Consider the following 18,275-nt stretch of genomic DNA (forward strand, 5'->3'; position numbering starts at 1 on the left):
TACCGGGGGCGCTCCGTCATCCGGTCGTCATCGGGTCAGGACGGAGAGGTCCTGGGCGGCCTTGGGGACCGAGACCGTGGAGTGGTCGTCGGAGAAGCCCTGGACGGTGAACATCGCGATGCCCTCGTGCGGGAGGGACAGGGTGCGGGCCGCGTGGACCGGGCCGCCCGAGAGGGTCTCGACGGTGAGGGCGTAGGAGCCCTTGCCGCCCGCCGGGGCCAGGGAGAGCGTCTGCGTGGTGCCCGCCTTGACGGTGACCTCCTGGGAGGCCGGCTCACCGCCGCCGGTGCCCGGCGAGGCGGTGACCTTGACCTTCGCGTCGGCCCCCGGGGCCGTCAGGGCCAGCACGGTGGTGTTCTCCTCGGGCCGGTTGTCGGCCACGGTCGCCCGTGCTCCGACCGGCCCGGTGGCGGGGATGAAGCCGATCTCCTGCTTGGCGCCGCTGCCGCGGACCACCCGTACCGCCGCGACGACCGGGGCGGACTTCTTGGGGTCGGAGGGGGTCAGCAGGAGCGAGCCGGGCTCGCCGCGGGTCAGGTCCTTGAGGTCGACGGCCGCCGTCATACCGGCCTTGACGTGCAGCTGCTCGTTGCCCGCCGGGCTGATCGAGCCGCCGGGTGCGGCCAGCCGCACCTTCAGGTCCGCGTCCTCCTCGCCCGGTACGAAGACGACCAGCCGTACGGAGGCGGCGTCCGCCGGGATGCCCGGCAGGACGAGCGAGCCCGCCGGGTCGGCGGAGGCCGGCAGCCAGTCGGCGCCCACCGCCTCCTCGCCGACCTGCACCGATGCACCCACCCGGCCCGCGCGGGTGGTCACGTGGGCGGTGGCGTCCGCGAGCTGGGCGCCCGGGACCAGGGTGGACAGCAGGACGGTCTTGGTGGACTTGGGGTCGACCCGGATGCTCTCGCTGGTGCCGGCGTCGGGCTTGGCCGGACCGTCCGGGCCGAAGAGCTTGATGTCGACGATGGCCGCGGCGTCGTCGGGGTTGGTGAGGTGGACGTAGTCCTCGCGCCCCTTGGCCGTGCTCACCGCGGGGAACCAGAAGTCGGTGCCGGGTGCGGTGCAGCCGAGGCCGAGCACGCCACGGGTCCGGCCGACCGAGACCTTGGTGGTCAGCTGCGCGGTCCAGCCGGGGGCGAGGATCCCGTCGGCGCTGCCGGTGAGGGCGGGTGCGTCGGCGCCGCCGGCGGTGGCGCCGAAGGGCTTGCCCGGCTCCTTGGGTTCCAGTACCGGCTTGGCGTCCTTGGTCGCGCCGAGCAGCCGGGCCGAGCCCTTGCCCTCGCCGGCGGGCGCGCCGGGGGTGAAGGCCGTGTACGTGGTCTCGGCGATGTCCGAGGAGCTGGGCCCCGGGCACACCAGCAGGGACCGCTCCACCGGCATCCGGGCGGCGGCCGCCGCCTTGCCGTCGGCCGCCTTCCCGTCGGCGGCGGGTGCGGTGAGGGCGGCGACGCCGGTGAGGGCGGCCAGGGCCGCGGTCACCGCCGCCAGCGTCAGGGGTGCGCGCTGCTTCACTGCTGGGGGCTCCCGTCCGGACGCGGGTCGTGCGGTGCGTGGGGGTGGTGGGGGTCGTACGGCTGGTACGGCTCGTACGGGTACGTGTACTGCTGCTGGTCCGGGTCCTGGACCGGCTGGTGCTGGGGCTGCTGCGGGTAGGGGTCCTCGTAGGCCTGCCCGCTCTGACCGCTCTGCCCGCCCTGCTGGTCGTACTGCGGGTACTGGTCGTACGGGGCCTGCTGCTGCGGCTCGTACGCGTAGCCGCCCTGGTCGCCGTACGCCTGGTACGCGTAGCTGTCGTCGCCGTACACCGGCTGTGCCGGGATCTGCGCGTACGGGTCGGCGACCGCCGCGGTCTCCACCGGTACGGGGGCCGGTTCGGCCTCGGCGCGCAGCCGGCGGGCGCGGCGGCCCTCGCCGGCCTCGCCCGGGCCGGGCTGGTCCGGGAGCGCGGCCTCCTCGTCCGGCAGGTCGTCGTCGAGTTCCGCGCGGCGGCCGGGCAGGGCCATCACCAGCAGGACCAGGGCGAGGAGGCCCTGGACCCAGTACCAGGCGGTCTGCAGGAGGGAGTCCTCGTGGACGAGGTCGAGGCGGCCGCCGTCGGCCGGCAGTTCGAAGCCCTGCGCCCAGCCGTCGAGGGTCTTGGACTTGAGGGGCTTGCCGTCGAGGGTGGCCTGCCAGCCTTCGTCGGCCCGGTCGGCGATGCGCAGGACGCGGCCCGCGTCACCGGCGGGGATCTTGCTGTGGGCCTCGACGGGTCCGGCGGCGACCGGGATCGGGGCCTCGCCCTGCTTGCCGGAGACGATGACCGCGCGCGGCAGCCAGGGTTCGACACCCCACAGGGCGGTGCCGTCCTGCTGGTGGCGGCGGCTGAGGCCCGGGGTGGCGTCGAGGACGCGTCGGATCTCCTCGGGGCCGCCGGGGCGGAACATCACGAAGCGGATGGCGAAGGCGCTGAGCTGGCTGGACTGGTCGGCGCCGGAGCCGGCGACGAGGTTGGAGACGACCTTGTCGAGGCGGGCGTCGCCGCCGGTGCGGGCGGTGACCTCCGCGTCGCCGATGCGGCCGCCGGAGCCTCGCACGAGGCTGTAGGAGACGGTGGCGGGCGGGTCCAGGTCGAGGATCAGGGTGCGGGTCTGGTTGTCGTCGCCGCCCGCGTCCGCGACGAAGGCCGGGACCTGTACGGGGTCGCGGCGCTGCAGCGGGCCGTCGGCGCCGGCGAGCATCCAGGTGGCGGCGGCGACCAGCGGGCCCACGGCGGCGGCCAGGGCGATGAGGGCGGCCAGCGGCTGGCGCCAGCCGAAGCTGCGGGCGGCGACGCGTTCCCTGGCTCCGTCGGCGCCGAGCGCGGCGGCCGTGAGCAGGGCGAGGCCGTAGACGAGGGTGGCGGGTCCGGCCCAGGCGGTGCGGTTGAGGACGACGGCGAGGAGCAGTCCGGCCAGGGCTGCGGCCCAGGCGGTGCGGACGGCGAAGGCGCGGTCGGTGCGCAGCAGGGCGGCCAGGGCGGCGAGCACGATGCCGGCGAGGACCGGTCCGGCGCCGGTGCCGGGGCCGCCGGGGCTGATGGCGAGCAGGCCGAGGGCGTCGGCGGAGCCGGCTCCGTAGGGCAGTCCGGCCTCGTGCAGGAGGCGGCCGGGGTGGGTGAGCAGGCCCAGTGACCAGGGGGCGAGCACGGCGAGCGGGACGGCGAGGGTGGCGAGCAGCCGCAGGCCGTACGCCTTCCAGTGCGCGCGGCGCAGGACCAGCGCGCCGGTCCCGAGGGCGGCGGCCAGCGGCCATACGACGGGGGTGAAGGCGGTGGTGAGGGTGAGCAGCAGCGTGTACGTCCACACCGCGCGCCGGCCGCCCCGCCGGTCGGTGGCTTCCGCGCCGTCGGCGAGGTCGAAGGCGGCGACGGCGGAGCGGGCGAGGAGGGGGAGCACGACGGCGAGGACGGCGGTGCCGAGGCGGCCGCCGGCGAGGGCTCCGGTCACGGCCGGGAGGAAGGCGTAGGCGGTGGCCGCCCAGGCGCGCAGCAGCCGGGATTCGACGAGCGGCCGGGAGGCGAAGTAGGCGGTGAGGCCGGCGAGCGGGACGGATCCGACGAGCAGCAGGGTCAGGGCGGCCTGGGTGGAGCCGAACAGCAGGGTGGCGAGGGTGCCGAGGACGGCCAGGTAGGGCGGCGCGGAGGCGGTGGAGCCGGTGCCGACGGCGTGCCAGCCGTCGGTGTAGGCGGCCCAGAGTTCGGAGCCGCTGCCGGGGGCGGGCAGCAGGGCGCCGCCCATGAGGGAGCCGCCGCCGATCAGGGCGCGGCAGGCGGCGAGGGAGACGACGGCCAGGAGGGCGAGGAGGAGGGGCGCGGGGTTGCGGGCGAGCCGCTTGAGGCGGGCGAAGCGCTCGGTCTCCACCAGGTAGTCGCCGTCTTCGCGGGGGGCGTCGAGGACGCTGCCTCCGCCGTGCCGGCCCGCGGGGGCGGCGGCGGTGTCGCGGTCGCTGCCGAAGTAGCCGGCGAGCTGTTCGGCGTTGGCCCGCAGAGAGGCTCCCGGCGGGGGGAAGAGCGGGCGCAGTTCGGCGGCGGGGACGGCGGGGCGGCGGCGGGCCTTGCGGGCGGCGAGGAGCCGACCGGGGCGCAGCAGGGTGGCGAGCAGGCCGGTGAGTTCGTCGACAGCCTGGCCGGGGGCCTTGCCGATGAGGTAGGCGAGGGTGCGCAGCACGGTGCCGAGCAGGACGCGCAGCAGGACGTACGGCAGGGCGCGGCCGGAGCTGTTGGCGAGGATCGTGTAGACGGCGCCGGCCTTGTCGACGCGGTGCGGGCCGGCCGTGGTGCGTCCGGCGCAGTCGACGGTGCGGCGTTCGCGGGCGGCGGCCTCGGCGTGCCGCAGGACGGCGTCGGGAGCGACGAGGACGCTGTGGCCGGCGCTCTGGGCGCGCCAGCACAGGTCGACGTCGTCGCGCATGAGGGGCAGGCGCCGGTCGAAGCCGCCGAGCTCGTCGTAGACGTCGCGGCGGACCAGCATGCCGGCGGTGGAGACGGACAGGACGGGGCGGACCTGGTCGTGCTGGCCCTGGTCCTGTTCCCGGCGGTCGAGGCCGGTCCAGCGGCGGCCGCTGCGGGCGATGGTGACGCCGGCTTCGAGGAGCTGCTTCTTGTCGTACCAGCCGCGCAGTTTGGGGCCGATGACGGCGGCGTCGGGGTTTTCCTCGGCGACGCGGAGCAGCTCGGTGAGGGCGTCGGCTTCGGGGGCGCTGTCGTCGTGCAGGAGCCAGAGCCACTGGACGGGTTCGCCGTGGGGGAGGTCGGGCAGGTCGTACGTGTCGTCGCGCCAGGTGCGGCTGACGGGGTCCCAGCCGCTGGGGCGCTTGAGGTACGGGAGGTCCTCGGGGCTCAGGGTGCCTGCGGAGCGTGCGGCTTCGTCGACCGCGGTGCCGAAGCCGGTGCGGCGGGCGAGGTGCAGGACGTGGTCGTCGCCGAGGGCTTCGGTGAGCAGGCGCGCGGAGTCGTCGGCGCTGCCGGTGTCGGCGGCGATGTGGTTCTGCGCGGGGCGTTCCTGGCCGAGGAGGCCGGCGAGTGTCCGGGGCAGCCAGCGGGCGCCGTCATGGGCGACGAGGACCGCGGTGACGACGTGGCGGGGGAACTCGGGTGTGGCTGGGGCCTGGTAGGAGGCCGTCGACTGGCTGTGCAGGGACATCGCGGTACGGGCCCTCCGGCCGGGGGTCCGGGGGTGGTGTGCCCTCGGAGGCTGCTGGACAGCGCCCCACCCTAACGGCTGCCACGACAGCGGTCCGCCTCCTGCGGGGAAGGTGCAGGAGGCGGACCGTGTGCCGTGCTGTGTGTCGCGCTCGTCGTCCCGTTCGGCGCACTGTCCGTCATGCGTCGATGTGCGCTCTGTGGTGCGTGCTGCGGTGCGTTCCGTGGTGCGTTCCGTGGTGCGTTCGATATGTCGTGCGATATGTCGTGCGATATGTCGTGCGATGTGCGGTAGGTGCCTGCCCGGTGGTGCGTCGGCCGTTTCAGACCGCTGCCTTTTTCAGGCGGCGGCGTTCCCGCTCGGACAGACCGCCCCAGATGCCGAATCGCTCGTCGTTGGCGAGGGCGTACTCAAGGCATTCGGAGCGGACTTCGCAGGCGAGGCAGACCTTCTTGGCCTCGCGGGTGGAGCCGCCCTTCTCGGGAAAGAAGGACTCGGGGTCGGTCTGGGCGCACAGAGCGCGCTCCTGCCACCCGAGCTCTTCGTCCGCCTCCTCGACCAGCAGTTCCTGAAACAGCTCGGTCATGTGCGCCCCTCGCTCTGTCTGTGCGTCCCCGTGACGATGCCGTCACTGATTGCTACGTAACGACACGAGTGAAATTACAAGTGCGTGGCTCCGGGGCAGTCAAGCCGAGATCTGCTATTGGGCCCCTTATTCACTCTGCGGAACCAAGCCTATGCAGAAAGTGTTCATATCGCCAAAAATCGTGACACATGCCACCGGCGCCACAGGATGCCGTCTTTACCCGTATTCCACGTGCCACCTCCGGGCGGGGTTGCGATCCGGCCGGAGAAGCGGCGCAGATCACATTCAGGTCACGGAAGTCGGGATCGGGTTTGAGCGCCGACACAGCGCCACATCCCCTGCCGCACACTGCACAAACCTTTCTCCGCGCACGGTAACCGGATGAGGTGAAACTTTTACACCAAACCGGACATTGGGTTGACAGTCAGGCCCCCGAGCCGTTCTCCTTGTTTGCATGTCAGCGCCCGCAGCCGCCACCCGGACCCCCATTCGTGGGTTCCTGTGCGCTGCCCAGGTTCGCTGTTGCTGTTGCAGCTGTTGATGCCCGCGGAGCCCCGGCTCCTCAGAGCTCCGGCCCACCCCCGCAGCAACCGCCAGCACGACTGACATCCGTCGAGGTACCCCCCACGATGAACAGCACGAACAGCGCCACCCCCACCGCATCCGCCACCTCCGCCGCTCCCGCGACGGTCGAGAGCGACCTCCAGATCGCCGGCGACATCCTCGCCGTCCAGCACCTCCTCCAGCCCGCCCGTGAACACCCGGCCACCGTCGCCGAGTTCGCCGGGCTCGCCCGCTCCATCGCCGAGGACCGCGCCTCCTGGGAGCACCTCGTCGAGTACGACGCCACCACCCGCTGGTACCACCGGCTGCGCACCGGCCCCGGTTACGAGGTGTGGCTGCTCAGCTGGGTCCCCGGCCAGGGCAGCGGCCTCCACGACCATGGCGCCTCCTCCGGCGTCATGACCGTCCTGGAGGGCGAGCTCACCGAGCACACCCCCCGCGGCCGCAACACCCACCGCCCCGGCACCCAGCGCGTCTTCGCCCCCGGCTACGCCCACGAGGTCGTCAACGACACCCTCGACGGCGCGGTCAGCCTGCACGTCTACTTCCCCGGCCTGACCGAGATGCCGATGCACAGCTGCTCCCCGGCCGAATCCGCGTCCGTACCGGCCTGACCTCGACCGGCCGGGCCCCGATCGGCCTGACCTCCACCCCTCGACGACAGCCTCCGGCCGACAGTCCCACCCGTCGCCCGACCACCACCCCTCAATGACAGCCTCCGGCTGACAGTCCCACCCGTCGCCCGACCACCACCCCTCAATGACAGCCTCCGGCTGACAGACTGTCTGCATGCGCATTGTTGTTCTGGCCGGCGGTATAGGCGGCGCCCGGTTCCTGTCCGGACTCAAGTCGGCGGTGCCCGACGCGGACATCACGGTCATCGGCAACACCGGTGACGACATTCACCTCTTCGGGCTCAAGGTCTGCCCCGACCTGGACACGGTGATGTACACCCTCGGCGGTGGCATCAACGAGGACCAGGGCTGGGGCCGCTCCGACGAGTCCTTCACCGTCAAGGAGGAACTCGCGGCGTACGGGGTCGGACCCACCTGGTTCGGCCTCGGCGACCGCGACTTCGCCACTCACATCGTGCGTACGCAGATGCTCGGCGCGGGCTACCCGCTGAGCGCCGTCACCGAGGCCCTCTGCGACCGCTGGCAGCCCGGCGTACGGCTCCTGCCCATGTCCGACGACCGGGTCGAGACCCACGTCGCGATCACCGAGGCCGGCACCGGGGAACGCCGCGTCATCCACTTCCAGGAGTACTGGGTCCGGCTGCGCGCCTCGGTGGACGCGGAGGCGGTCGTGCCCGTGGGGGCCGAGCAGGCCAAGCCCGCCCCCGGTGTGCTGGAGGCCATCGCCGCCGCCGACGTGATCATCTTCCCGCCGTCCAACCCCGTGGTCTCGGTCGGCACGATCCTCGCCGTCCCCGGCATCCGGGACGCCGTGGCCTCCGCCGGGGCGCCCGTCGTGGGCCTCTCCCCCATCGTCGGGGGCGCGCCCGTGCGCGGAATGGCCGACAAGGTGCTCGCCGCGGTGGGTGTCGAGTCCACCGCCGCCGCGGTCGCCCTGCACTACGGGACCGGGCTGCTGGACGGCTGGCTCGTGGACACCTCGGACGCGGACGCCGTCGCGGAGGTCGAGGCCGCCGGGATCACCTGCCGCGCGGTGCCGCTGATGATGACCGACGTGGAGGCCACCGCGGAGATGGCCCGCGCCGCACTGGAGCTGGCGGAGGCCTCCCGGTGACGCGGGTGCCCGCGTACGAGGTGCGGGCGCTCGACGGGATCCCGGAGGTCAGGCCGGGCGACGACCTGGCGAAGCTGATCACGACGGCCGCCCCCGACCTGCGCGACGGGGACGTCCTGCTGGTCACCTCGAAGATCGTCTCCAAGGCCGAGGGCCGGATCGTGGAGGCCGACTCGCGCGAGGCCGCGATCGACGCCGAGACCGTACGGGTCGTCGCGCGCCGGGGTCCGCTGCGGATCGTCGAGAACCGGCAGGGCCTGGTGATGGCCGCGGCCGGCGTGGACGCCTCCAACACCGCCCCCGGCACCGTGCTGCTGCTGCCCGAGGACCCGGACGGCTCGGCCGCCGCGATCCGCGCCGGGGTGCGCGACACCCTGTCCGTGGACGTGGGCGTGGTCGTGACGGACACCTTCGGGCGGCCGTGGCGCACCGGGCTGACGGACGTGGCGATCGGCTCGGCCGGTGTGCGGGTCCTGGACGACCTGCGCGGCGGCACGGACGCGCACGGCAATCCGCTGAGCTCGACGGTGGTGGCGACCGCGGACGAGCTGGCCGCCGCCGGTGACCTGGTCAAGGGCAAGGCGGCCGGGCTGCCGGTGGCGGTCGTGCGCGGGCTGGCCCACGTCATGGGCGAGGGCTCCTCGGCCCGGGACCTGGTGCGCTCACCGGCCGACGACATGTTCCGGCTGGGCACCTCGGAAGCGGTACGGGAAGCCGTGACGCAGCGCCGTACGGTACGCGCCTTCACCGCGGAACCGGTGGACCCGGGCGCGGTGCGGCGGGCGGTGGCGGCGGCCGTGACGGCCCCGGCCCCCCACCACACGACGCCGTGGCGGTTCGTCCTGCTGGAGTCCGAGGCCTCACGGGTGCGGCTGCTGGACGCGATGCGGGACGCGTGGGTCGCGGACCTGCGGGCGGACGGCAAGTCCGAGGAGTCCGTGGCGAAGCGGGTGCGGCGCGGGGACGTGCTGCGGGCCGCCCCGTACCTGGTGGTGCCGTGTCTGGTGACGGACGGCGCCCACCACTACGGGCACGCCCGGCGGGACACGGCGGAGCGGGAGATGTTCGTGGTCGCGATGGGCGCGGGCGTGCAGAACCTGCTGGTCGCGCTCGCCGGGGAGCGGCTGGGGTCGGCGTGGGTGTCCTCGACGATGTTCTGCCGGGACGTGGTGCGGGAGGTGCTGGAGCTGCCGCATGACTGGGACCCGATGGGAACGGTGGCGGTGGGACACCCGGCGGCGGCCCCGGCGGACCGGCCGGGGCGCTCCGCGGCGGACTTCATCGAGGTGCGGTGACGCCTGCGGCGAGCCCGGCGGATCGGCGGGCCGCCCCTGCCCTGCCGGGCGGGCCCTGGCCCGGCAGGGCAGGGGCGCCTGACGACAGGACTTAGAAGCGGCCGATGTCGCCGCGCGGCATGCGGGGCGCGCGGCGGGGCGGGGTGTGGCCCGCGAGGAGGATGAGGCGGGCCGCGCGGTGGCGCTGGCCGGCGTACGGGGCGAGGAGCTCCAGCATGGCGGCGTCGTCGGCGTCGCGGTCGCCCGCGAGGGCGTAGCCGACGATGCCGGGCAGGTGGAGGTCGCCGGTGGTGATCGCGTCGGGGTGGCCGTTGCTGCGCTGGAGGGTTTCGGCGGAGGTCCACGGGCCGATGCCGGGAACGGCCTCCAGCCTTCGTACGGCCTCGGGCAGGTCCATCGCGGCCGCCTCCTCCAGACGGTCCGCCACGCGGGCCGCCCGCACGATGGTGGCGGAGCGCTTGGCGTCGACCCCGGCCTTGTGCCAGTCCCAGGACGGGATCATGGCCCAGGTGCGCGGTGCGGGCATGACGTACAGGTCCGGGCCGGCCGGGCCCGGGGCGGGCTCGCCGTACTGCCGGACCAGGCGGCGCCAGGAGCGGTAGGCCTCGTCGGCGGTGACCTTCTGCTCCAGGACCGTGGGGATCAGGGATTCGAGGACCAGGCCGGTACGGGTGAGCCGCAGGCCGGGACGGCGGCGGTGGCTGGCGTGCACGAGGCGGTGGCGGGGTACGAAGGCGGCCGGATCGTCGCCCGCGCCGAGGAGTGCGGGCAGTTGTTCGAGGAACCAGCCGGCGCCGGGGCCCCAGGACTCGGCGTGCACCTGCTCGCCCGCGCGGGACACGCGGAGGGTGGCCGGGCCCTGCGGGGTGCGGCCGGTGCGCCAGACCGAGCCGTCGGGGGTGGTGCGGAAGGTGGGGTCGGCGGGGCCGCGGCGGAGCGGGCCGAGGACGAGCCCGAGGTCGACCGGGCCGTCGGGGGTCCAGCGGCGTTCTTCGGCGCCGGAGCCGGCGGTGCTGCCCGGGCCCGCGGGGACGTCGGTGCGCGCGCCGCGGACCGCGGCGCGGGTGAGGGGATCGAAGCGGCCGGCCATGCCCCGAGCGTAGCCCTGCCCGGCCCCGTCTCCCCCAGGGCTCCGCCCCGGGCCCCGCGCCTCAATCGCCGGCGGGGCTCAAAGACCGGGGCTCCGCCCCGACCCCTGCTCCTCAAACGCCGGAGGGGCTGTGTGTGCCCGGCGGGGCTGCATCTTTCAGCCTCGCCAGGGGGGCGCCTCCCAGCGGTAGCTGGGGGAGTTTGAGGCGCGGGGGTCCGGGGGCAGCACCCCCGGCAACGGCGCCGCACCCACGGCCCCTGCGGACCGCCGGAGGCTACGGGCGGCCCTGGAGTTTTGCCGAGGCCTTGCGGGTGGCGCCCAGCTTGCCGTAGAGCTTCGCGCCCGGGCACTGGGTGGCGAAGCCGTCCCGGTGGCCGGAGATGACGTTCATCGACACCTTCTTGCCCTTGGGGTAGCGGTTGCCGCCCCCCGACGACAGGGTGGTCTTCGCGCGCGGGTCCCGGCCGAAGAGGCCGAGCTTCCAGGCCGTGAGGCGGGCGACCGCGTCGACCGCCACCGCGGGCGGGGCCGAGGAGGTGAAGGTGCCCAGCACCGCGACGCCCATGCTGTTGGTGTTGAAGCCCATCGTGTGCGCGCCGAGGACCGCCTTGGAGACCCCGCCCGCGCGGCCCTCGTAGACCGTGCCGCACTTGTCGACGGCGAAGTTGTAGCCGAAGTCCCGCCAGCCGCTGCTGATCACGTGGTAGCGGTACAGGCTGCGCAGGACCGCGGGGGCGTCCTTGCAGGCGTAGTTGTTGCCGGAGGCGGTGTGGTGGACGAAGGCCGCCTTGACCGTGCTCGTGTAGACGAAGCCCGACTCGCGCAGGCTCTCGTCCGCGCCCCAGCCCTTGCGGGTGACGATCCTCGGGCGCGGACCGATGTACGGGGCGGCCGCGGCGGTCAGCTCGCCGTCGCTCGCGAAGATCGCGTCGGCGGTGGAGTCGGCCTTGTCGAGTGCGGTGATCTCGTTCGCGCCGAGCGAGGCGTGCGGGACGTTCGCGGCGGAGGACTCCGCCGTCTCCATCGTCATGGCGGGCACCGCCACCTCGCCCTTGCCGTCGCCGACGGGGCCGGTGTTCTTGCCGTCGGAGCCCGCGGCGGGGGTCTCCGCGCCCGGGTCGACCAGCTCGATCCGCATGCCCGTGGGCAGCCGCGAGGGGGCGCGGGTGGCCGGGGCGCCGGATTCGGCCCGGACGCGGACCTCCACGGCGTCGGACTCGCCCACCCACAGCGGGGCGGTGGCGCCGCGGATCCGGCGGGAGCCGCGTTCCGCCGCGTCGGGGTCGGCGGCGTGCTCGCCGTTGTGGGTCTCGACGTCCTGCCAGTCCGACCAGGTGGCGGTCCGGGTGGAGCGGGTCCGCACCTGGACCCGGCCGTGCAGTTCGGTGGCCGCGTCGTCCCAGACCACACCCACCAGCGAGAACGTCTTGACCTCGCGTGCGGTCAGGCCCTGCGTCTCGGGGCGGCTGGGGGAGGCGCTCATTCCGGGGACTCCGGGCGCCCGCGTCGCCGAGGGTCCCAGCGGGACGAGCGGCAGCGATTGGGTGGAACCGGCGGGGGTTACGGGGGCGGTCTCGGCCAGGGCGGGGGTGGGGAGCGCGAGGGGCAGGGCCAGTACGGCGGCCGTCGCGACGCCGATCGAGGAAGCAAGGAATCCACGCATGAAAAGGATGGTGAGCACGCGGATCGCCCGGCGCCATCCGAGAACTGACGCTCCGTCCGGTCCGACGCGCGCACCCGTCCCCCGTACGGAGGAGCCGACGGCCCCCGTACGGGGGACGGGCCCGCGTACGCTGTGCCGGGTGAACGCCACTGACCGCACCCCTGCCGACCTGCTGCGATCCGCGCTCGCCGCCGATCCGGGCCGCCCGCTCGTCACCTTCTACGACGATGCCACCGGCGAGCGCGTCGAATTGTCCGTCGCGACCTTCGCCAATTGGGTGGCCAAGACCGCCAATCTGCTCCAGGGCGACCTGGGCGCCGAGCCCGGGGACCGGCTCGCGCTGATGCTCCCGGCGCACTGGCAGAGCGCGGTGTGGCTGCTCGCCTGTGCCTCCGTCGGGGTCGTCGCCGAGGTCGGCGGGGATCCGGCGGACGCGGATCTCGTCGTCAGCGGGCCGGACACCCTGGAGCGGGCCCTGGCGTGCGGAGGTGAGCGGGTGGCGCTCGCGCTGCGGCCGCTGGGCGGCCGGTTCCCGCAGCCGCCGGCCGGGTTCGCGGACTACGCGGTGGAGGTGCCGGGGCAGGGCGACCGCTTCGCGCCCTTCGTGCCGGTGGATCCCGAGGGCCCGGCGCTGGTCGTCGGGGGCGCGGAGCTCGCGCACACGGCGCTGGTGGCCCGCGCCCGCGAGGACGCGGCGAAGCTCGGTCTCGGCGCGGGCTCGCGGGTGCTGACCGGGCACGGCTACGACACCTGGGACGGGCTCTCGGCCGGGCTCTACGCCCCGCTGGCCGCCGGCGGGTCCGTGGTGCTGTGCCGGAACCTGGACCGGCTCCCGGCGGACGGGCTGGCGCAGCGCAGCGAGAGCGAGCGCGTCACCCACACCGTCTGATCGCCGCCCGGGGGCCTGTCGCTCACACTGGTGAGAGGCAGGTACGGGCGATTTGTCACCCGCACGGCCCTAGACAAGCCCCCGCCCCCGGGCTGCTCCGGCGTCCCGGGGGCAGCATCGGCAGTGGCCGTGCTCACCCGTACGGCCGACGGCCCGCAGTCGTAGCGGCGAGGGGACGGACGCCAGTGACGGACAGCGCAGGCATACCGGGCGGCACCGACGCGGCCGGGGGTGCGGGGCGGCCCCCGCGCACCCGCGGGCGCCGGCGCCGGCTGCTGCGCTGGATCGGCCTCGGGGCGGTCTTCCTGGTCCTGGCGGGTTCGGCCACCGGCTGGTGGCTCTACAACAAGCTCGACGGGAACATCACGGAGGACACCTCGGCCGCGGCCGAGCTGCGGCGCTACGAGCGCGAGCGCCCGGTGCACCTGGCCACCGGGGCCCAGAACATCCTGCTGATCGGCTCGGACTCGCGCTCCGGCAAGGACAACGCCAAGTACGGGCAGGACGGGGGCACCCAGCGCTCGGACACCACGATCCTGCTGCACCTGCCGCAGGACCGCAGGAGCGCGACCGCGGTGTCGATACCCCGGGACCTGATGACGGACATCCCCTCCTGCCGGCAGGTGGACGGGAGCCGCACCGCCGAGCGGTTCGCGCAGTTCAACTGGGCGTTCCAGTGGGGCGGGGCCGCCTGCACGATCCGTACGGTGGAGAAGCTGACCGGGATCCGCGTCGACCACCACATGGTGATCGACTTCGGCGGGTTCAAGAAGATGGTCAACGCCATCGGCGGGGTGGAGGTCTGCCTCAGGGAACCGGTGAACGACGCCGAGGCGAAGCTGCGGCTCGCCGCCGGGCGCCAGACCCTGCGGGGCGAGCAGGCCCTGGGCTACGTCCGCGCCCGCCACAGCCTGGGCAACGGCAGCGACACCGAACGGATGGACCGGCAGCAGCAGTTCCTCGGTTCGCTCGTCAAGAAGGTGCAGAGCAACGGGGTGCTGCTGAATCCGGCGCGGCTGTACCCGCTGCTGGACGCGGCGACCTCCTCGGTGACCACGGACCCGGGACTGGCCTCGCTGCGCGGCCTGTACGAACTCGTGCGGGGCATGCGGGACATCCCGACCGATCAGGTCAAGTTCCTGACGGTGCCCCGCAAGCCGTACGCGCCCGACCCGAACCGGGACGAGCTGGTCGAGCCCGACGCGGAGCGGCTGTTCCAGCAGCTGCGGATGGACAAGCCGGTCACGGTCGCCCCGCCGGAGCCCACGCCGAGCGCAGCTGCGGCCCAGGGCCGGGAGGCGGGCACGGAGGCCGGTTCGGACACGGACTCCACCGACGAGGGAACCGTCACACCTCAGGTACCCGTCCCCACTTTCACCGGAACCACTGCAGGTAACGCCGACTGCCGGTAAAGCAATCCCAAAAGCCGGTGCCCGAACCGAGCAGGATGGGTGGTTCACCCCGTTATAAGGGGAGTGGAATTTGTCACCAGCATGGTTTGCCGCCGAACAGGGCGGATAGGGTGAGCGATCCGGTGCCCGGCCGTACCAGAGGCGGGCACCAGCAGCCGGATCGTTGACCGTGCGCCTGGGGGAGGCGCGTCGCGAGGCACCGACGGAGGATTCGAGCAACCGTGGATGCGCAAAGCCGTGGGCGGGCGGACGAGATCGACCCCGCAGACCAGTGGGTGCTCAATCCCCGCACCGGCAACTACGAACTGCGACTGGCCGACTCCGCCGCGCAAGCGCGGCCCAAGGTCACCGCACCCCGCAGATCACCGTCTGCCCCTTCAGCCCCCACCACACCCGCCCCCGGTGTGCCGAAGCCGCGGCGCAGCGACCCGCCGCCCGGCGGTCGGCGCGGCGGACGCTCCCGCAAGCTCGGCGGCGGCGGGCGCAAGAAGGCGCTGGTCATCACCGGGAGTGCGCTGGCGTTCCTGCTGGTCGGCGGTTCCGTGGCGGGGTACCTCTACTACAACCACCTGAACGGCAACCTGAGCGTCACCGACGTGGCGGGCGCGGGCACCGGCGGTTTCAAGAAGGACCAGCCGATCAACATCCTGGTCATCGGAACCGACAAGCGCACCGGCGCGGGCAACGAGAGCTACGGGGACAAGGACAGCGTCGGCCACGCCGACACCACGATCCTGTTCCACGTCTCGAAGGACCGGACCAACGCGACCGCGCTGTCCATCCCCCGCGACCTGATCACCAACATCCCGGCCTGCCCGACGAAACAGCCGGACGGATCGACGAAGACGATCGCACCCACCAAGGGCACCCGGTTCAACACCAGCCTGGGCCAGGAGGGCCGCGACGCGGGCTGCACCATGCGAACGGTCAAGGAGCTCACCGGCATCGAGGTCGACCACTTCATGATGGCCGACTTCAACGCCGTCAAGACGCTGAGCACGGCGGTCGGCGGAGTGCCGGTGTGCCTGGCCAAGCCCGTCAACGACGAGGAGGGTTCCCACCTCAAGCTGGACGCCGGCGAACACCGCCTGGAGGGTGAACAGGCCCTCGCCTTCGTCCGCACCCGGCACGGCTTCGGCAACAACAGCGACCTCGACCGGATCAGGATCCAGCAGCAGTTCCTGGGTTCGATGATGCGTGAGATGAAGTCGAAGGAGACGCTGACCAGCCCCAAGAAGTTCCTCTCCCTCGCGGAGGCCGCCACCAAGTCGCTGGGGGTGGACTCGGGGATCGGGTCCATCGGCAAACTCACCGATCTGGCAGGCGAGTTGAAGGGCATCGACACGAAGAACATCACCTTCACCACCCTCCCGGTGCTCGACAACCCGGCCGAGCCGGAGGGCAAGAAGGCGACCGTCGTCGTCGAACACACCCTGGCCGATCCGCTGCTGCAGATGATCCGGGGGGACGTCTCGCTCACGGAGGTCGAGAAGAAGGAACAGGCCGCCAAGGAGGCGGCCGACGCGGACGCGAAGGCCAAGCAGGACGCGCTGCTCCAGGGCAACCGCGCGGCCGCGGCGGACGTGCGGGTGAGCATCTACAACGGCGGCGGCCCCAAGGGTGCCGCCTCCACCACGCTGAACTGGCTGCAGAACAGCAAGGGCGTGCCCAGGTCCAGCAACGTCGGCAACGCCCCGGCGAAGGTCGGCGCCACGCAGCTGGAGTACGCCCCCAACCAGGCCGACCAGGCCCGGGCATTGGCGGACATCATGGGCCTGCCCGCGACCGCGCTGAAGGTGGGGACGGCGGACGCCCCGGCGAAGACCCCGATGAAGCTGACGCTGGGTCCGGACTTCCAGCAGCCGGGCGCCCCGCTGGGGGCCCCGGTGCCCCAGCAGCTGCCCGAGGACGTGCAGCAGGCGCAGGCCGACAAGGCGATCTGCGCCAAGTAGCAGGAATCTGCCGGTGACACCGGCACTCCGTTGACCAAGAAGGATCTTGAGGGGGACGTGTGAGGCGCAGCAGCGTGCGAGGGGAGGGGGCGAACGCCCAGGCCGCCGGGGAGATATCCGGCGGCGGGGCGGGCGCGTCCGGCACGGTGCCCCCACAGCGGGGCGGCTCCGGTGCGGCTCGCCGGGCGGGCGGCGGACCTACCCGCAGACAGGGCCGGCGGCGCGTGCTGCGCTGGACGGCCTCCGTGCTGTCCCTGCTGATACTCGGGACGGCGGCCGCCGGATACCTGTACTACCGCCATCTGAACGGCAGCATCCACACGGACGAGCTGAACCTCGGTGAGACCAAGCTGGGCGGTTCCAAGCCCAACGCCTTCGGGCAGACCCCGCTGAACATCCTGCTGATCGGCTCCGACGCGCGCGACGACGAGGCCAACCAGTCCCTCGGCGGGGCCACGGACACCTTCGGCGGCCCGCCGCTGGCGGACGTGCAGATGCTGCTGCACCTGTCCGCGGACCGCAGCAACATGTCGGTGGTCTCGATGCCGCGCGACACGATCCTGATGATGCCCAAGTGCACCGAGCCGGGCGGCAAGGTGCACCCCGCCAGCAAGGGCCTCGTACAGACCAACGAGTCCCTGCAGCGCGGCGGTCCGGGCTGCACGGTCGCCACCTGGCAGGAACTGACCAAGATCCCCATCGATCACTTCATGATGATCGACTTCAAGGGTGTGGTCTCGATGGCGGACGCCATCGGCGGCGTCCCGGTCTGCGTCGAGGAGAACATCCACTCCCGCACCCGTGACGGCAAGGGCTCCGGCCTGAAGCTGCCCAAGGGCACGAGCGTCATCCAGGGCGAGCAGGCCCTGCAGTGGCTGCGCACCCGCTACGGCTTCGAGGACGGCACGGACATCGGCCGCACCCACGCCCAGCACCAGTACATGACGTCGATGGCCCGCGAGTTCCGCAAGAACGCCAAACTCACCAACCCGGTGAAGCTCAACAGCCTGGCGCAGGCGGCGATCGAGGCCATGGTCGTGGACAACGGCCTGAACAAGATCGACAAGCTGTACGACCTGAGCATGGAGCTCAAGAAGGTGCCCCCGGGCCGGATCACCATGACCACCATGCCGTGGGTGTACAGCACCAGGCCCGGCATGGACGGCCGGGTCGAGCCCATGGCGAACGAGGCCGAGGCCGTGTTCCGGATGATCCGCGAGGACATCGCGCTCGACGGCAAGGGCTCCGGGACCCCGGAGGGCGGCGCGTCCCCCTCACCGGGCGTCTCCGCGGCCCCGGGCACACCCGGCACCCCGAGCACGACTGCGAGCACGGCTCCGAGCACGGCCCCGGCCGCGGCTCCCGCGAAGATCGCGGTCACCGTCCGCAACGCCACGGGCGGCAAGGACGGCGCCGAGACCCGGGTCAGGAACCGGGCGAACGACGTGGCCGCGGTGCTGACCGGCAAGGGCTTCACCAAGGCCGCCGCCGACACCCAGACCGGCGCCGAGGACACCACGGTCGTCCGCTACGCCACGGACGCCCAGGCGGCCGACGCGGGCGCCGTGGCCACCGCCCTGGGCCTGCCCGCCACCTCGGTGCAGAAGTCCGAGGAGGTCCCCGGGATCACCCTGTTCGTCGGCAAGGACTGGCGGACCGGCAACGCGCCGACCCCGCCGCCGCCCGCCCCGACCGTGGCCCCGACCTCGGCCCACGCGCTCAACGGCGACAACGAGGGCGCCTGCATGGCGGTCCAGCCGGGCTTCACCTGGTAGCAGGCACGCGAAAGGGGCCCGGGGGGGGGGGGGGGGGGGGGGGGGGGGGGGGGGGGGGGGGGGGGGGGGGGGGGGGGGGGGTGGGGGAGGGGGGGGGGGGGGGGAGGAGGGGGGGGGGGGGGGGGGGGGGTGGTGGAT

The 18,275-nt window shown here is 73.4% G+C and carries 12 protein-coding genes; 7 read left to right on the plus strand and 5 right to left on the minus strand.

The window, feature by feature from the left end; all coding sequences use genetic code 11:
- Window positions 1-27 precede the first annotated feature (27 nt).
- The 3 genes from ACZ4YL_RS20715 to ACZ4YL_RS20725 form a co-directional block, all read right to left on the minus strand.
- Window positions 28-1,512 (minus strand): DUF5719 family protein, encoded by a 1,485-nt coding sequence (locus tag ACZ4YL_RS20715; protein WP_468118227.1) that lies wholly within the window; start codon window positions 1,510-1,512, stop codon window positions 28-30.
- Window positions 1,509-5,162 carry a glycosyltransferase family 2 protein gene (locus ACZ4YL_RS20720; RefSeq protein ID WP_468118229.1) on the minus strand — a complete coding sequence of 1,218 codons (3,654 nt, stop codon included), beginning with the start codon at window positions 5,160-5,162 and terminating at the stop codon, window positions 1,509-1,511. The genes ACZ4YL_RS20715 and ACZ4YL_RS20720 overlap by 4 nt, the downstream gene beginning before the upstream one ends.
- A 322-nt stretch (window positions 5,163-5,484) precedes the next feature.
- Window positions 5,485-5,748: a WhiB family transcriptional regulator gene (locus tag ACZ4YL_RS20725; RefSeq protein ID WP_003983763.1), complete on the minus strand. Its 264-nt coding sequence runs from the start codon at window positions 5,746-5,748 to the stop codon at window positions 5,485-5,487.
- A gap of 629 nt (window positions 5,749-6,377) precedes the next feature.
- On the opposite strand from ACZ4YL_RS20725, the gene ACZ4YL_RS20730 reads away from it, so the two are divergent.
- From ACZ4YL_RS20730 to ACZ4YL_RS20740, 3 genes are all read left to right on the plus strand, one after another.
- Window positions 6,378-6,926, plus strand: a complete 549-nt coding sequence (locus ACZ4YL_RS20730; protein ID WP_468118230.1) for a cysteine dioxygenase — start codon at window positions 6,378-6,380, stop codon at window positions 6,924-6,926.
- A gap of 175 nt (window positions 6,927-7,101) precedes the next feature.
- Entirely contained in the window at window positions 7,102-8,061 is a 960-nt protein-coding gene (gene cofD, locus ACZ4YL_RS20735; RefSeq protein ID WP_301370592.1) for a 2-phospho-L-lactate transferase, read from the plus strand.
- Complete coding sequence (locus ACZ4YL_RS20740; RefSeq protein ID WP_468118232.1) at window positions 8,058-9,356, plus strand: coenzyme F420-0:L-glutamate ligase; 1,299 nt, start codon at window positions 8,058-8,060, stop codon at window positions 9,354-9,356. The genes cofD and ACZ4YL_RS20740 overlap by 4 nt, the downstream gene beginning before the upstream one ends.
- 91 nt (window positions 9,357-9,447) lie before the next feature.
- Here the strand turns inward: ACZ4YL_RS20740 and ACZ4YL_RS20745 are convergent, their stop codons facing one another.
- Window positions 9,448-10,446 (minus strand): DNA-3-methyladenine glycosylase family protein, encoded by a 999-nt coding sequence (locus ACZ4YL_RS20745; protein ID WP_468118234.1) that lies wholly within the window; start codon window positions 10,444-10,446, stop codon window positions 9,448-9,450.
- A 274-nt stretch (window positions 10,447-10,720) separates the two neighbouring features.
- Complete coding sequence (locus tag ACZ4YL_RS20750; RefSeq protein ID WP_468118236.1) at window positions 10,721-12,109, minus strand: peptidoglycan recognition protein family protein; 1,389 nt, start codon at window positions 12,107-12,109, stop codon at window positions 10,721-10,723.
- A gap of 139 nt (window positions 12,110-12,248) precedes the next feature.
- On the opposite strand from ACZ4YL_RS20750, the gene ACZ4YL_RS20755 reads away from it, so the two are divergent.
- From ACZ4YL_RS20755 to ACZ4YL_RS20770, 4 genes are all read left to right on the plus strand, one after another.
- Entirely contained in the window at window positions 12,249-12,998 is a 750-nt protein-coding gene (locus ACZ4YL_RS20755) for a TIGR03089 family protein (protein WP_468118237.1), read from the plus strand.
- Between the two features lie 185 nt (window positions 12,999-13,183).
- Complete coding sequence (locus ACZ4YL_RS20760; RefSeq protein ID WP_468118239.1) at window positions 13,184-14,410, plus strand: LCP family protein; 1,227 nt, start codon at window positions 13,184-13,186, stop codon at window positions 14,408-14,410.
- A gap of 221 nt (window positions 14,411-14,631) precedes the next feature.
- Window positions 14,632-16,362 carry an LCP family protein gene (locus ACZ4YL_RS20765; RefSeq protein WP_468118241.1) on the plus strand — a complete coding sequence of 577 codons (1,731 nt, stop codon included), beginning with the start codon at window positions 14,632-14,634 and terminating at the stop codon, window positions 16,360-16,362.
- 59 nt (window positions 16,363-16,421) lie between these two features.
- On the plus strand, window positions 16,422-18,137 hold the full coding sequence (locus tag ACZ4YL_RS20770; RefSeq protein WP_468118243.1) for an LCP family protein: 1,716 nt from the start codon (window positions 16,422-16,424) through the stop codon (window positions 18,135-18,137).
- Window positions 18,138-18,275: the final 138 nt, after the last annotated feature.

It is taken from the genome of Streptomyces sp. NPDC030021 (assembly GCF_055574035.1).